At 63.7% G+C, this 14,951-nt stretch carries 11 protein-coding genes and 1 pseudogene; 1 reads left to right on the top strand and 11 read right to left on the bottom strand.

The window, feature by feature from the left end; all coding sequences use genetic code 11:
- Positions 1-13: 13 nt before the first annotated feature.
- The 7 genes from OW521_RS17625 to iolC form a co-directional block, all read right to left on the bottom strand.
- Positions 14-889: a sugar phosphate isomerase/epimerase family protein gene (locus OW521_RS17625; protein WP_268020875.1), complete on the bottom strand. Its 876-nt coding sequence runs from the start codon at positions 887-889 to the stop codon at positions 14-16.
- Between the two features lie 88 nt (positions 890-977).
- Positions 978-1,991, bottom strand: coding sequence for a Gfo/Idh/MocA family protein (locus OW521_RS17620; protein WP_268020874.1), 1,014 nt, complete (start codon positions 1,989-1,991; stop codon positions 978-980).
- A gap of 37 nt (positions 1,992-2,028) precedes the next feature.
- The gene (locus OW521_RS17615; RefSeq protein WP_268020873.1) at positions 2,029-2,946 is read right to left on the bottom strand and encodes a sugar phosphate isomerase/epimerase family protein; all 918 of its coding nucleotides are present in this window, start codon (positions 2,944-2,946) and stop codon (positions 2,029-2,031) included.
- Positions 2,947-2,988: 42 nt separating this feature from the next.
- Positions 2,989-4,497, bottom strand: a complete 1,509-nt coding sequence (locus tag OW521_RS17610; RefSeq protein WP_268020872.1) for a CoA-acylating methylmalonate-semialdehyde dehydrogenase — start codon at positions 4,495-4,497, stop codon at positions 2,989-2,991.
- A 50-nt stretch (positions 4,498-4,547) separates the two neighbouring features.
- Positions 4,548-6,476: a 3D-(3,5/4)-trihydroxycyclohexane-1,2-dione acylhydrolase (decyclizing) gene (gene iolD / locus OW521_RS17605; RefSeq protein WP_268025946.1), complete on the bottom strand. Its 1,929-nt coding sequence runs from the start codon at positions 6,474-6,476 to the stop codon at positions 4,548-4,550.
- Positions 6,477-6,507: 31 nt separating this feature from the next.
- Positions 6,508-7,419 (bottom strand): Cgl0159 family (beta/alpha)8-fold protein, encoded by a 912-nt coding sequence (locus tag OW521_RS17600; RefSeq protein ID WP_268020871.1) that lies wholly within the window; start codon positions 7,417-7,419, stop codon positions 6,508-6,510.
- Positions 7,416-8,441, bottom strand: coding sequence for a 5-dehydro-2-deoxygluconokinase (gene iolC / locus OW521_RS17595; protein ID WP_268020870.1), 1,026 nt, complete (start codon positions 8,439-8,441; stop codon positions 7,416-7,418). Before iolC ends, OW521_RS17600 begins: the two co-directional genes overlap by 4 nt.
- Positions 8,442-9,258: 817 nt before the next feature.
- On the opposite strand from iolC, the gene OW521_RS17590 reads away from it, so the two are divergent.
- Positions 9,259-9,957 carry a GntR family transcriptional regulator gene (locus tag OW521_RS17590; protein ID WP_268020869.1) on the top strand — a complete coding sequence of 233 codons (699 nt, stop codon included), beginning with the start codon at positions 9,259-9,261 and terminating at the stop codon, positions 9,955-9,957.
- Between the two features lie 169 nt (positions 9,958-10,126).
- Here the strand turns inward: OW521_RS17590 and OW521_RS17585 are convergent.
- The 4 genes and pseudogenes from OW521_RS17585 to OW521_RS17570 all read right to left on the bottom strand — a co-directional run bounded on the left by OW521_RS17585 (position 10,127) and on the right by OW521_RS17570 (position 14,774).
- Positions 10,127-11,019: pseudogene (locus OW521_RS17585) on the bottom strand (FUSC family protein).
- A 493-nt stretch (positions 11,020-11,512) separates the two neighbouring features.
- Entirely contained in the window at positions 11,513-12,250 is a 738-nt protein-coding gene (locus tag OW521_RS17580; protein WP_268020868.1) for a creatininase family protein, read from the bottom strand.
- On the bottom strand, positions 12,247-13,221 hold the full coding sequence (locus OW521_RS17575; RefSeq protein WP_268020867.1) for an aldo/keto reductase: 975 nt from the start codon (positions 13,219-13,221) through the stop codon (positions 12,247-12,249). The genes OW521_RS17580 and OW521_RS17575 overlap by 4 nt, the downstream gene beginning before the upstream one ends.
- A gap of 50 nt (positions 13,222-13,271) precedes the next feature.
- Positions 13,272-14,774, bottom strand: coding sequence for a cytochrome P450 (locus OW521_RS17570; RefSeq protein ID WP_268020866.1), 1,503 nt, complete (start codon positions 14,772-14,774; stop codon positions 13,272-13,274).
- Positions 14,775-14,951: the final 177 nt, after the last annotated feature.

Here is a 14,951-nt window from a genome sequence, read left to right as displayed (position 1 = left end):
ACGGCTAGTGATGTTAGCGGCCGACCTTCTGCAGATACTTGCCCATGGTTTCCAGCTGGTACCGGGAGACCTCGTTGGCGTTGTCGTCCTCGGCGAAGACGCTGGACACCATGACCGTGTTCCCCTTGTCCAGGAAGCCGATTTCCTTCAGTCCGCCGAAGAACTCGTCCCAGTTGACGTCGCCGTCGCCGATCTTCAGGTGCTGGTGCACGCGTATGGCGTTGCCGGGCGGGTTGGTGATGTAGCGCAGGCCGTGGGAGGCGTGGTGGTCCATCGTGTCAGACACGTGGACGAGGCGCAGCTTGTCCCCCGCGGCCCGCATGATGTCGAGCGGCTTGTTGCCCATGTGGAAGGTGTGGGAGGCAACGTAGACCATGCCGATGTTGGGCGAGTTCACGCCACGGATGACGCGCAGGGCGGCGAGGCCGTCCTCCACGAAGTCGTCCGGGTGCGGGTCGATGAGGACGTCCAGGCCCTCGCGCTCGATGATCGGAAGGAGCTCTTCCATGGAGCGGTAGAAGGCCCTTTCGGACTCCTCGGCCTTTTCCGGGCGACCGCTGAATTCGGTGTTCATGGTCTGCACGCCGAGATCGACCGTGATCCGGATGGCACGCTTCCAATAGCGAACGGCAGCCTCGCGGGCGTCTTCGTCCGGCCCGGACCAACGCAGCACGGGAAGCACCGAGGCGATCTCGACGTCGGCATCCTTACAGGCTTCCTTTAGCTGGCCCACGAGCTCGTCGTCGGCCTTGGGGTGGTTGAAGAACGGGATGAAGTCGGCGTGCGGGGTCAGCTGGAGGTATTTGTAGCCGAGATCAGCGGCCAGCCGCGGAAACTCCAGCAGGCTGTGGCTGTGGTGGAACGGGGTGGGATCAAGGGCAATCTTCAATGGTCACTCCTTTGTGGTGATTCTGCGAAAAAGGGTGGCCGGCCGCTGCGCTGCCGGCTAGCCACCCTTCCTCGCGATCGCTGAGATATTACTTGTACAGTTCAGGTTTGGTGTTCAGCTTGACCGCGACCTTCTCGCCCGACTTCTGGGCCTCGACGCCTGCTTCGCAGCAAGCGGCGGTGGCGTACCCATCCCAGGCGGTAGGACCGCCGATTTCGCCACGGCGGGCGGCGTCCACCCAAGCCTGGACCTCGACGTCGTACGCGGCACCGAAGCGCTCTTCGAAGCCGGGCGTGACCTTGCCGCCCCAGCGGCCAGCGCTGCGGACGTAAGGACCGCCGTCGCCACCGATGTTCACGATGCCGTCCTCGAAGGACGCCTGGGTCGCGACTTCATAGCCGAACTTGGCGTTGACGTAGATTTCGACGTCGGCCAGGACGCCGGACTCGGTCTCGATCAGGACGTGCTGGGGGTCGTGCTGGCCGCTCGGGGCGTTGCGCGTTGCCTTGCCCAGACGGACCTGGACCGACGTGATTTCCTCACCGGTGAAGAAACGGATGGCATCGAATTCGTGGACCACGGAGTCGTTGATGAGCATCTCATTGGTGAAGCCCGGCGGCGTGGTCGGGTTGCGGTGCTGGTGGTGCAGCATGAGCAGCTCGCCGAGTTCATGGTCGCGGATCACCGAGCCCAGGGCGGCGTATTCGGCGTCGAAGCGGCGCATGAAGCCCACCTGGATGCGCTTGTGGCCGAGCGCCGTTTCGGCCTTGACAACTTTCCAGGCACTCTCGGCATCCGGGGTGAGCGGTTTTTCGCAGAGGATGGGGAAGTCCTTCTCCAGCGCCTTGTAGAGGATTTCCTCGTGCAGGAACCCCGGGGTGGCAATCAGAACGGCGTTGACGTCGCCGTTGTTGAGGGCCTCTTCGGCACTGGCGAGGGCCACGGCGCCGTCGATCCCTGCGATGGCGGCCTGTGCGCGGGAGAGGTCGACGTCGACGACGGCGGCTACTTCGGCGCCGTGGATGCGGGTGCTGAGCCGCTTGATGTGGTCGGCGCCCATGCGGCCTGCGCCGATGACGGCAACGCGGAGGGTCTGAGTCATTGTTCTTTCCTTTGGTGGAGCAGTTGCAGGGGTGATGTCAGTTGACGGTAGTGCGGGAGCCGCACGAGAGCAGGTAGTTGCGGGTGCGCTTGGCGATGGGCATGGGGACGTCGAAGGCCACGGGGTACATGTCCTGTTCCACAATGCCAAAGATCGGGCGATTAAGTCCTTCAACGGCCTCGATGACTGCACGCAGGTCCGGAAGGCCGTTCGGCGGTTCGGTCATGACGCCGGCCAGGTTGGCTGCCGCCCAGGTCATGTTCTCCTCATTGACTTGTCTCAGGACATCCGGGTTGATCTGCTTCAGGTGCAGGTAACCGATGCGGTCCGGGTAGTTCTTGATCAACTCCAGGCTGGACGCTCCGCAGTATTCCGCGTGTCCGGTGTCCAGGCACAGGTTCAGATACTTGCTGTCAGTGGCGGCGAGCAGGTGCTCGATATCCGCCTGGGCGCCGACATGGGAATCCGCGTGGGAGTGGAATTGCTGCTTGAGGCCGAAGTCTTCCAGCAGCACCTTGCCCAAGCGGTTGTGGCCCGTGAACAGGTCGGACCAGGCTTTCTCGGTGAGCTGACCGCTCTCCACAGCCTCGCCGGTGACGTCGTCGCGCCACATCGCCGGAATGACCACGATGTGCTCGCCGCCCATGGCAGCCGTCAGCTCAGCGACCTTGCGTGCCGGCTCCCAGGCTGTTTCCCACTGGTCCAGCCCGCGGTGGAAGGCCGTGAAGACCGTTCCCGCCGTGATCTTCAGGTCCCGCTGCTTGAGTTCCTCGGCGAGGCGGACGGGGTCATTCGGCAAGTAGCCGTAAGGACCAAGTTCGATCCACTTGTAGCCGGACTCGGCCACTTCGTCCAGGAATCGCTCCCACGGGGTCTGCCGGGGGTCATCCGGAAACCAGACGCCCCACGAGTCGGGTGCGGTGCCGATGATCAGCTTGTTCTCTACCTCAGTCATGACAGCGTCGTCTTTCTCGAGTCTTTTTCGCCGGGCCGGTGGTCAGTTGGAGGGGAAGTTGTAGGAGGCGCCGGAGGCGTGGGTGGGTTCGGGCCAGCGGGACGTGACCACTTTGCCGCGGGTGTAGAAGGACACGCCTTCGGGTCCGTAGATGTGCTTGTCGCCGAAGAGGGAGGCCTTCCAGCCGCCGAAGGAGTGGTAGGCCACGGGCACCGGCAGGGGCACGTTGATGCCCACCATGCCCACCGTGACGGAGCGCTGGAACTTGCGGGCGTTGGCACCGGAGGAGGTGAAGATGGCGGTGCCGTTGCCGTAGGGGTTGGAGTTGATGAGCTTGATGCCTTCATCCAGGTCCTCCACGCGCACCACCACCAGGACGGGCCCGAAGATTTCCTCGGTGTAGGCGGTCATTCCGGTCTTGACGTGGTCGATGACGGTGGGGCCCACCCAGAACCCTTCTTCGTGGCCGGGAACCACGAGGTCGCGGCCGTCTACGACCATCGCCGCGCCCGCGGCTTCGGCTTCGGTGACGATCCGCACGATGCGTTCCTTGGAGGCAGGGGTGATGACGGGGCCCATTTCGGCGTCGGGCTCGGTGCCGTTCTTGACCTTCACGGCCAGGGCGCGCTCTTCGACCTTCTTGACCAGCAGCTCGGCGGCATCGCCGACGGCGACCGCGACAGAGATGGCCATGCAGCGCTCGCCCGCGGAACCGAAGGCGGCTGCGGCCAGGTGGTCGGCCGCGTTGTCCAGGTCGGCGTCGGGCATGATGATCGCATGGTTCTTCGCGCCGCCCAGGGCCTGGACCCGCTTGCCGTGCGCGGTCGCGGTTTCGTGGACGTACCGGGCGATCGGGGTGGAGCCGACGAAGGAGATGCCGTCCACGTCCGGGTGGGTCAGGAGGCCATCGACGGTTTCCTTGTCGCCGTGCAGGACCTGGAACACGCCGTCGGGCAGGCCGGCGTCCTTCCAGAGCTTAGCCAGGAGCATGGACGCGGAGGGGTCCCGTTCGGAGGGCTTGAGGATGAACGCGTTGCCGGTGGCGATCGCCATGGGTGCCATCCACAGCGGCACCATGACCGGGAAGTTGAACGGGGTGATGCCGGCGACGACGCCGAGGGGCTCGCGGAAGGAGAACACGTCGATGCCGGTGGAGACCTGGTCCGAGTAGTCGCCCTTGAGCAGCTGCGGGATGCCGCAGGCGAATTCGATGACTTCCAGGCCACGGCCGATCTCGCCCTTGGCATCGGAAATGACCTTGCCGTGCTCGGCCGTGATCAGGGCCGCGAGTTCGTCAACGTGGGAGGCGACGAGTTCGCGGAACTTGAACAGCACCGCGGTGCGCTTGGCCAGGGAAAAATCTCCCCACTTTTCGCTGGCGGCCTTGGCGGCCGCGACAGTGGCGTCCAGATCGGCCCGGTTCGCGAGCCGAAGCTCCGCGGAGACTGCGCCGGTGGCCGGGTTGTAGACCGGCTGGCTGCGATCGCCGGTGCCGGCGGTTTCAACACCGTTGATGAAATGCTTGATGGTGGTCAGTGTGGTCGTCGACATGTGCGGACTTCCTTGTCTGTGGCTTTGAGGGGGTCTAAAGCTTGAGGGGGTTAGCCGAGCAGCTTGCGCTGGCGGTTCTTGTGGCCTGTGTACGTCTGGTAGGCCTGCTGGGTGGATTCGAGCTCGGAGACCTGCGAGACGGGAACGTCCCACCAGGACTCGGAGCTCGGCGCGTCCAGCAAGAGGTCCGATTCGACGTGGATGACGATCGGCCCGGACTCCTCCGGCGCCGCCTTCGCGTCGCGGATGGCCTGTTCGAGTTCGGCGATGACCTTCTCCCCCGGTTCGATCCGGATCACCTTCGCGCCGAGGGACTCGGCGTTAAGGGCCAGGTCGATGGGCAGGTTCGCGCCGGCGTCGAAGGAGTGCTGTTCCTTGTCCAGGACCCGGTACTGCGTGCCGAAGCGCTGCGAGCCCAGCGACTCGGAAAGCGAACCGATCGAGGCGTAGCCATGGTTCTGGATCAGGACCACGATCAGTTTGATGCGTTCGGCGACGGCGGTGACCAGTTCGGTGTGCATCATCAGGTAGGAGCCGTCCCCCACCATGACCACGACGTCGCGCTTCTCGCCGCCCGCGGCTGCCTCCGCCAGGGCGGCACGCTTGACTCCCAGGCCGCCGGGGATCTCGTAGCCCATGCAGGAGTAGGCGTACTCCACGTGGTAGCCGAAGGGGTCCCGGACGCGCCACATCTTGTGCAGGTCGCCGGGCAGGGAACCGGCGGCGCAGATGACAACGTCCTGCTTTTCCATGGCCCGGCTGGTAGCGCCGATGATCTCGTTTTGCGCCGGCAGCGGCGTGTGGCGGGTGTCGAAGGCCTCGTCCACGATCGCGTTCCAGCGTTTCTTCTCCGCCGCGATCTTCTCCTCCAGGTCCGCTCCCACACGGTATCCGCCAACGGCCTGGTTCAGCTTGACCAGGGCCTTGCGGGCGTCCGCGACGATCGGCAGCGTGGTGCCGTGCTTGTAGGCGTCGATCGCGGCCACGTTGATGTTGATGAACTTCACGTCGGGGTTCTGGAAAGCAGTGCGCGACGCCGTCGTAAAGTCCTCATATCTGGTACCGATGCCGATGATCACGTCAGCAACGGCCGCGATGGCGTTCGCCGCCGTCGTGCCCGTGGAGCCAATGGCTCCCAGCGAGAACCGGTGGTCCCACGGCAGGACGCCGACCCCGGCCTGGGTGTTGCCCACCGGGATGCCGGTCAGTTCGGCGAACTTGGCGAGTTCCTCGTTGGCGAACGCGTACAGGACGCCGCCGCCGGCGATGATGAGCGGACGCTTGGCGGCACGGATGGCCTCGGCGGCGCGGCGGATGTCGTCGTCGTCCGCTTCGGGCCGGCGGATCCGCCACTCACGCTCGGCGAGGAACTCCGCCGGAACATCCAAGGCCTCGGCCTGGACATCCTGCGGCAGCGAAATGGTCACCGCGCCGGTCTCGGCCGGGTCCGTCAGGACGCGCAGGCCGTGGTGAAATGCCGAGAACAACTGCTCCGGACGGGACACCCGGTCGAAGAACTTGGACAGCGGACGGAAGGCGTCGTTGACCGTGATGTCGTAGGCGTAGGGCAGCTCGAGCTGCTGCAGCACGGGGTCAGCTGCACGGGTGGCGAAGGTATCGCTCGGCAGCAGCAGGACCGGCAGCCGGTTGGTGGTGGCCAGCGCAGCGCCGGTCAGCAGGTTCGAGGAACCGGGCCCGATCGAGGTGCTGATCGCGAAGGTCTGGCGACGGCGCGTGTGCCGGGCGTAGCCAACGGCCTGGTGCGACTGGGCCTGCTCGTTGCGGCCCTGGTAATACGGCATGATGCTCGGATCGAGCTGCTGGTACTGCTTGAGTGCCTGGCCCACACCGGCGACGTTGCCGTGGCCGAAGATCCCGAAAGTGCCCGGAATCAGGCGTTCCCGGTACTCACTCCCGCCCACGGAATCCACCGTGTACTGCTTGGACAGGAACTCGACAACCGCCTGGGCGACCGTCATTCTGCGCGTTGACATATTTTTCCCCATGGGTCTATTCCGATACTTTCGCAGGTGACTTCAGCAGCGAGGCGGCCGTGGCCACTGCACCGGCCACGTCTCCGTCGGCCGGATACAAAAGGGTCCGTCCCACGGTCAAGCCTTGGACCCCGGGCAAGGCAAGCGCGGCCTGCCAACTGGCGAAGACCTCATCCTGGCCTGCGTCCGGATCCCCGCCCAACAGAACCGTGGGCAGCGTGGTGGCCGCCATGACACGTTCCATCTCGGCCACGACAGGCAGCTTCATCCACGTGTAGGCGCTCGTGGAACCCAGGCCCTGCGCAATTGCGACCGACTTGATCACGGAGTCAGGGGAAAGGTCGTTACGGACCTTGCCGTTTGCCTCCCGGACGGACAGGAAGGGCTCCACCATCGCAATGAGCTTGCGCGCTGCGAGGGAATCCACCGCCTTGGCCGTGGCTTCCAGGATCGACGCCGTGTCCGGATCCCCGAGGCAGATGCGGGTGAGCATCTTGCCGCCATCGGCGCCAAGGGCATCCAGGGCAGCCGCGGTGTGGCCCGTGAAGCGGTCGTCGATTTCGTTGACCAGCCCCGCGAGGCCGCCGCGGTTCATCGAACCGAAGACGAGCTTGCCCTCGAGCGCACCCAGCAGGAGCAGGTCATCCAGGATGTCCGGGCTCGCGAGCACGCCGTCGACGGCGGGATTGGCCAAAGCGATCTGCAAACGGTCCAGCAGGGTCCGGCGATCCGCCATGGCCACCGGATCGGCACCGACGCTGAGGGCGCCGCGGGCCGGGTGGTCGGCCGCGACGATGAAGTTCTGCGTCCCGTACTTCAGCCCCGGGTGGCGGCGACGTGCAGCGGCGGCGCGGGCAACGGCGTCGGGATCTTCAAGCCGAATGGCACTCAGGTGCTCGTAACGGCGGGGGTCATCATTGAAGCTCAACGTGTTGCTCCTTCGGAAACTGCTGCGTGGGAAGCTGCTGCTTCGGTGCCGGCCGGGGTCAGGCGGCCGCGTTCGGCGAGCAACGAGGTGACTTCCCCTGGCGTCGGCATCGCGTCGGCGCAAGAAAGCCGGGAGGCGACAATCGCCCCCGCGGCGTTGGCGTAGTCCAAGACCTGGGCCAAAGGCCAGCCGGACAACAGTCCGTGGCAGAAGGCACCCCCGAACGAATCGCCGGCACCCAGGCCATTGACAGTCTCCACGGGGACCGGAGCCGAGACAACGCGTTCGGTACGGGTCTTGGCCATCACACCTTCGGGACCGAGCTTGACGACCGCGATCTCGACACCGGCCGCCAGCAGGCGGTCGGCCTGCTCGTCCGGAGTTCCCTCGCCCACGGCGACGGCACATTCCTTGTCATTGCCGATGGCCACCGTGACGTGCGGCAGGATCTTGGCAACCTCGGCCCGGGCCTCGTCCTCGGAAGCCCAGAACATCGGCCGGTAATCCAGGTCCAGGATGGTGTACTGGCCCTCCTTCAGGCCTGTGCGCGGCCTGGCTTCATGCGCTGCGATGTGGGCGGAACGGCTCGGTTCCTGGCAGAGACCGGTCACGGTAGACCAGAAGATGCCGGCGTCCTTGATGGCAGCCAAGTCCAGTTCCTCGGCCTTGATCTGCAGGTCCGGCGCCGTCGGGAACCGTCCGTAGAAATACAACGGGAAGTCGTGCGGAGGCTGGATCGCGCAGAACGTGGCAGGGGTCTGAAGGCCCGGCACCGCGGTGACAAACGCGTCGTCGACCTTGAACTTGCGCAGCTCGCGGTGCAGGTAAATGCCGAAAGGGTCATCACCCGTGCGCGTAATCACGCCGGAACGGCGACCGTGGCGGGCAGCGGCAACAGCCACATTGGACGGCGAACCGCCAAGATACTTCCCGAAGGACTGCACATCCTCCAGCCCCACACCGATGTCGTTCGGGTAGATATCAACGCTGATGCGCCCGATGGTGAGCAGTTCGTGGGTCACGGTGATCGCGGACCTTTCTATAGTGTCGGCGTGGCGCATGGGGTGGAATGTCTTTCGGGTTGGGACGGGAGCCTTGAATCGGTCCGAAGGGCCTCATCGCATCCGTGGAGGACTGCGCTGTCCCGTGCAGGAAGGCCGTACGTTCCCGGTAAGGGGGATGTTCTGACGCTCTTCGATGAACTGTAATTAAGACTTATTGTCAGGACATTTCTACGCCTCCGGGCTGGCAAGCGCAAGGGGTTCTGCAAAAGTTTCTGGCACGTGCCGGTTTTGTGAGGCGCCTGGTCGGGCATTGACGGATCTACCAATCCAGGCCTTGGAATCCGGCGGGGCCCCGGGTACCAAGTGACCTCTACCCGTCACCAGAGGGTGTTGCTTTATGGCGCCGCAAGGAGGGCGCAATGGAGCCTGGCGTCGCCCTTTGGACCCGAGAGGGTTTATTGAATACCCCATTCACCCAAGACCTTGCACGTGCTAGTCTGTAGTCATTTCAGGCCCCCGAATCTATGAGCGACCTGCTTCGAGCGGATCGAGGAGACTTCCGCTTCGGCGAGTCCTCCCCCAGAAGTAAAGAATCAGCTCCTCGACTTCACCGGGCCCCGGAAATCTGTCTGAAGCGAAAGTGGGTTGGCTTGCGAGTAAGGCTGGAGGGCGCCCGGGCACAGACGGCGGACCGCCCACTTTTGCGTCTCCTGGGGTTGCTTAGCGGGCGCGAGCCCGGTCACCGCGATGGAAGCCTTGGGGTCTTGCCTGAAGCAGGTACCAACCCCCAAAGGCATCGGGACATGATCCTGTGCTAACTCCCGGTCTGCTCCCCGTGGATGCCGCCTCGCCCGTTCCGCTGTATCACCAGCTAGCCGAGCGGATCAGGACCGCCGTCCAATCGGGATCTTTTCAAGAAGGCAGCATCATCGGACCAGAACTACGTCTGGCCAAGGATTTCCATGTCTCACTTAACACTGTGCGTCGAGCAATGGAAATTCTTAGCTCAGAGGGCGTTCTCCTCCGAAAGCCTGGTCTCGGCACCTTTGTCGCAGGCAAAGTCAGCTCACGCGCCTTCCGCGTTGTCCGCCATATTGAACAAAGGGCGAACCAGCCGGCGCATTCGGTCGTGTCCGTCCGTGAGACGGTCCCTGATCGGATCGTGGAAGAACGCCTTCGCCTGACGAGTGGGGGGCGCGTGTGGTGCATGGTCCGCCTGGAGATGATTAGTGATAGGCCTACCGCAATCTTTGAGGACTACAACTTTAGCGAAGCCGGATCTCACTACCCCTCCAGCTCCTATGAAGACGGCACCGAAGCGATGCTCGTTTATGTGCAAGGAAAAGTAAGCGTGGCGTCGCACGAGATCAAAGCAGTGGGCGCGAACGTCGGCATTGCTCAAGCACTAAAGGTCGACGCGGGAGCGCCACTGATTGTGCTTGAGCGGACTGTCTTCGACGAGATCGGTAACCCGGTCGGCTTTGGCAGGTATTCCTTTCTCGCCAGCCACTATGAATTCGAAGTCACGTTTTAGCCGCCACATTTCCCCGGGCCACCCGCGAGAGTGTCTCCATCCGGGCAAGCACCATGTCCTGACTGCGGCTACCCGGCTGCTGCCGGCATAACTGATGGCAAGCCCACCCGGGGACGTCTGGAGTAGTAGGCGCCGTGCGTGAGGGCGGATTACCGGCTGACTCCGGGGCTCACATTCCGGAAGCGGGTCGCCGCCAGCCGTGGATCAGCACCACTGTGAGGATCCCGATGACGGCTCCTAGCAAGGTTTCGACGGCACGCTCGGCGACAAGTACGTGGGGGTCGGAGGGCGCCGCGAGTTGGGTCACGATCAGGATCACGGGTGTGAAGGAAACCATGGCAAGGCCATAGTGCCTGGCCATGAACAGTTCCGTAGTGAATTGAAGGACGATCACCAGAAGGGCCAAGATCGCGGCTTCATAGCCGGGGAAAGCCTTGAGTAGCGACAATTCCCACGGGAACAGCACTATTGCGACCACGACCAGGCCCCCGAGTGTGCCGACAATGCGATGGATCCCCCGGTAGATGCTGTTGGGCATGTCGCCGTCCGCAAGGGGTACGGCTGCTGCGGCCATTGCCCAGTGGGCGTGGCCGCTTCCGCTGAGGGCCGCCATCGATCCGGCAGTCCCCACCGCGGTCACGTAGCGGCCCGCATGGAGGCGCAGGCGCCCAAGGCCAGGATCCCGAAGAAGGGGCCGTTGGGTTTGAGTCCCACCCTTGTCAGAGAAGAGTGATCCGACGCCGGCGAGAACGGCCTCAGTGATCACAAACGCCCAGAAATGAATGTGGTTGACGGAGAGAAGACTCCCACCCCTATCCCGGAGAGGATCAGGAAGGCCGCCTGGCCTTGGTGTTGGAGCCTGAGCTGGTGCGGCTCCGAGCGACCGTACATTCCGGCCAGGGCGCCGAAGGCGCTGTAGATGATGAGGTCCGGGCGTCCTAAGACCAGAAGTACCAGGGATGGCAGCGCCACACCTAACGCCACACACCAAGCCAAGACGTGATCGTGGTCCGCTGGAGCAAAGCTGTGCAGGGAGCGGATGTGGTGCAATAGGGACTGCACGGACGTCTCGTCCTGTCCGATCTGAATGGGTCTAGTCGGCGGCTGTGGACACACCTTGGGTGCTTTGCAGGGGAACAAGCATGCGGGGTAGCCGTCGTCAGGCGGGGCTCCGGGCTAGAGGTTCAGTCTCAGGCCCGGGCCGGTAACTTAGCGGTGACGGGATGCGACGCGGATTCCGTGGCCGGCCCGGCGAACGACATGTCCGTGTGCTCAAGCCCAATCAGGACGCCCTTCGGGAAGAACCTTGTCAGTCACTGGCGCCGAGTACTGGCGCGATTCCAAAATTCGCCCCGGCTCCGGCTACAGGTACCGGCACCATACTGTGACCCGTTCGGTGCTCTGGAGCCGCCTCGTGCCGAAAGTGTGGCAGTGGCTCTCAGCGGACCTCTCCTCTGAAGTCCGCGACTGCCCCGGAACGAACTGCACCGCCGAAACCGGATTCATGGAGTCGAAATCCGGCTTCGGCGGTGCAGTCCCGGCTTTGACCGGCGGCCTAGGCAGATGCCTCGTTCACATCTGCGACGAGCCGGCTGACCAGGGCGTCGAGCAAGCGCAGGTTTTGAGCAGGGTCGAGACGACGCGGGTCAGCGCCGAAGACTCCCCGGAGCGGATGCTGCGGCTCGTGCCGGTGCGGCCCGCTCTCGTCCCCGCCGGGGTCCGCCGACGGCGCGTCCTCGATGGAGGGCAGCCGGTCGATATGGACGAGTTCAGGTGCAAAGTTCGACAGCAATGAACTCTCGAACACCCCGGCATGATCAGGTACGGGCAGGCCCGCACCGAGCGGCATATTCACCGCCCTTGCGATCACACGCATCGCGTTGCCGGCGTCGTTCCATTCAGCCTCGAGACGTTCGATCATCTCAAGCTGCTCGTCGGCGAAGTGCCCGCTGAACAGCACCGCGAGCCGGACACCGAAGTCCTGCAGTCGCCCCAGCGTCGTGTTCAACAGCGTCCGGATCGGCTCCTGCTCGGCGATCATGATGGTCCACGGGTACTCCATGTGACCGCCGCCCGTGCCGTAGTACAGGGGCGGCAGCACGATGCCGCCGCTCCGGGCTGCCGCAACGCGGCAGACGCCGTGGGCGTTCAGCGCGTCCAGACCCATGGGCAAGTGGGGCCCATGAAACTCATATGCCCCGAGCGGAACGTACGCGATCGGCTTGCTGCCCACCGCGTGTTCAAGTTCAGCGGCCGAGAGCAGCTCGGCCTGTACGTGTGGGTACTGGATCACTTGTAGTAGTTCCTGGGCCAGTTAAACGGTGCAATCTCATCGAGCAGGCTGGCCGGAAACCCGCGCCCATCGGAGTAAGCAACATTGCGGTCGATATTCCGTGGATTTCGCATGCCGGGGATCACGGTTGCCACCTGGGGTGCGCTGAGGGAATAGCGCATCGCGGCCTCCGCGAGCGAGGGGTAGTGCGGTTCGACGAGTTGTTTGAGCTCATTGACCTTCTTCAAGGTTTCACCGAAGCGTTCGCCCCTGAACAGCTCGGCGGGCACGGAACCCGGCTCCCACGATGCATAGGTGTCCTCGGTCCAAGTGCCCGATAGGGATCCCGAATCGAATGGTACGCGCGCGATGATCGCGGTGTTGGTCTTCGCCGCCGCCGCGAACAGTGCCTCCGCGGGCCGTTGTTCGAACATGTTGAAGATGACCTGGATGGAGCTGACGAGGCCGAGTTCGGCGAGTGCGATTCCCTCGTCGGGGCGGTAGTCGCGGATGGAGACGCCGATTTGGTCGATTTTGCCTTCGAGGCGAAGTTCATTGAGGGTCTCGAGCCAATCGAGCGAGCTTGTACCGTCGTCGAGCCAGCAGTGCAGCTGCAGCAGGTCCAGGCGCTCGACGCCGAGGTTCCGCAGCGCTTTCTCGACCCCTTCGCGGAGGTACCAGGAGGGGTAACGGCCCGCCATCACCGGGTTGTCCTCGTCGGCATCGGGCCAACGCACGGGCTGGATCTTGGTGGCGACGTAAATCTTGTCGCCGTTCCACCGGCGCAGGGATTCACCAATGACGCGTTCGCTGCGGCCTCCTCCATAAAGTTCGGCGGTGTCGACGAAGTTGATTCCTTGTTCGTAGGCGTACAACAGGGTGCGGACCGATTCATTATCGTCGACCTCACCCCACGTCCCGCCGATCTGCCAGCCGCCAAAGGCGATCTCGCTGACCTTCCATCCCGTGCGGCCAAATGTGCGATATTCCATGCGTTGTGGGTCCTTGTCTTCTTTGTCAGGGCTTAGGGCTGGGTAAGGGGTTAAGGTTGGTCGACGGCGATGACCTTGACCGGGAGTTTGGAGAAGCCGCGGACCATCTGCTTTGCCCAGCGCTCAGGTACGCCGACGACGCGGATCGCGGGGCCCTGCACGAGTTCTTCGAGCAGAATACGGCCTACCAAGCGGGCGAGCGGGGAGCCCATGCAGGCATGAATCCCCTCGCCAAACGTCATGATCTTGTTCTTGGGCGTGATTTCACGGTCGATATCAAAGAAGTCCGCATGGGCAAAAACGCTCTCATCGCGGTTGGCTGACGCGAGTAGCACCATCACACGCGAGTCCTTGGGAATGGTCACGTTTGCAACCGAAACCTCTTCGGTTGTCTGGCGGCACAGGTTCTGCGCGGGGGCGTCATAGCGCAGCAGTTCCTCGAGAAAGTCCGTGATGCGATCCGGGTTGCTCGCAAGATACGAGTGGAACGCCGGGAACTTGTCGAGGTGGGTGATGATGTTGGTGACCAGAGCGGATGGCGCATCAACGGCGGCCGACTCGATCAGGTGGGCAAGCCCAGCCTGATATTGCGATTCGACCTTGCCCTTGCCAACTGCCTGATAGATCTGCGCGATCGCCTCTGACGAGTTGGCGTCCTCCTCACCCGACCTGAACCGCTCATAGCGTTCCTCCATCCACCGGGCAATGTGTTCCTCCGCCTCAATGTTGGAGGCGGCGGCGGCTTCGGGGATGCCGTACTGGCCGACGACGCGTTCCATCGATTGCAGCAAGTGGTCATGGATCCAGGGCCCGTCCCCTTTCGGCAGACCGACGAGCATGATCGCACCTGCGATTGCCAGCGGCAGAGCAACATCCTCGGCGAAGTCACCGCCGCCTGAATCGTGGAGTCTGCCGAGCAACTCGCGGGCGAAAGCGCGGAGGCCATCTTCCTTCTCAAGAATCTCCCGGGCCGCGAACACCCGCCTGACGGCAGTGCGCAAGGAGGTGTGCTCGGGCTGATCGGAGGCCACGATATTGCCGGCACCATATGAATCGTGCGTACCGTCCATGTCGTTGCCCAGGGCGCTTGAGAACTGCTGGTGGTTCTTCAGAATCTCCCGCACGTCCTCATAACGGGAGACCACCCAAAGATTGCGGCGTTCGTTAAAGTAGACCGGAGCTTTCTCGCGCAGTACTTTGTACAGTTCGTACGGGTTCTCGTACGCCGAGAAGGACAGCGGGTCGTAGAACACCGCCAGATCCCCGGGCATCGTCTGGGGATCGTCGTTGGCTTCGGTGCCGAGACCGTTCCGCTTCGCCGGATCCTGATCTTCGGTGCTCACCACGTCGCCGCGTGCCTCGGCTGCGGAATCCGCTGTGGTGGGGGATCCCTGTCCAGTGATGGGCGCAGCCGCGGTGGATTCGGCCCCGAATGCCGCAGCCAAGGGCGAGTCAGGCGGGAGCTGTGCGCCGGTGACCGGGCATGTGAGCCCGGGAACCGGGGATGTGAGCCCGGGAACCGGGGATTCTGAGGTGTCGCGAGTTAACGGCATTGGTAAACCCACTTTCGATATCTATTGGAACCGGAGCCTGACCGAGTAGGGCTCGAGATGAAGGCAGTTGCCGGGTCTCAAATTTAGGTGTTGCGGAAACCCTAGCACGTGCTAGAGTTTTCTCATAGCAATTTACTAGCACGTGCTAGAAACGGCTCACCCCTCCGGGGAGTTACA

Source organism: Arthrobacter sp. MMS18-M83 (assembly GCF_026683955.1).
In the GTDB taxonomy this organism is placed as follows: Bacteria; Actinomycetota; Actinomycetes; order Actinomycetales; family Micrococcaceae; genus Arthrobacter.
The sequence above is the reverse complement of the archived record's forward strand: the minus strand, read 5'-3'. Positions and strand labels throughout refer to the sequence as shown.

Coding starts and splice junctions, on each gene's coding strand:
- OW521_RS17620 (WP_268020874.1), bottom strand. CDS start 1,991: ATGACTCAGACCCTCCGCGTTGCCGTCATCGGCGCAGGCCGCATGGGC.
- OW521_RS17615 (WP_268020873.1), bottom strand. CDS start 2,946: ATGACTGAGGTAGAGAACAAGCTGATCATCGGCACCGCACCCGACTCG.
- OW521_RS17610 (WP_268020872.1), bottom strand. CDS start 4,497: ATGTCGACGACCACACTGACCACCATCAAGCATTTCATCAACGGTGTT.
- iolD (WP_268025946.1), bottom strand. CDS start 6,476: ATGACGGTCGCCCAGGCGGTTGTCGAGTTCCTGTCCAAGCAGTACACG.
- OW521_RS17575 (WP_268020867.1), bottom strand. CDS start 13,221: ATGGAATATCGCACATTTGGCCGCACGGGATGGAAGGTCAGCGAGATC.
- OW521_RS17570 (WP_268020866.1), bottom strand. CDS start 14,774: ATGCCGTTAACTCGCGACACCTCAGAATCCCCGGTTCCCGGGCTCACA.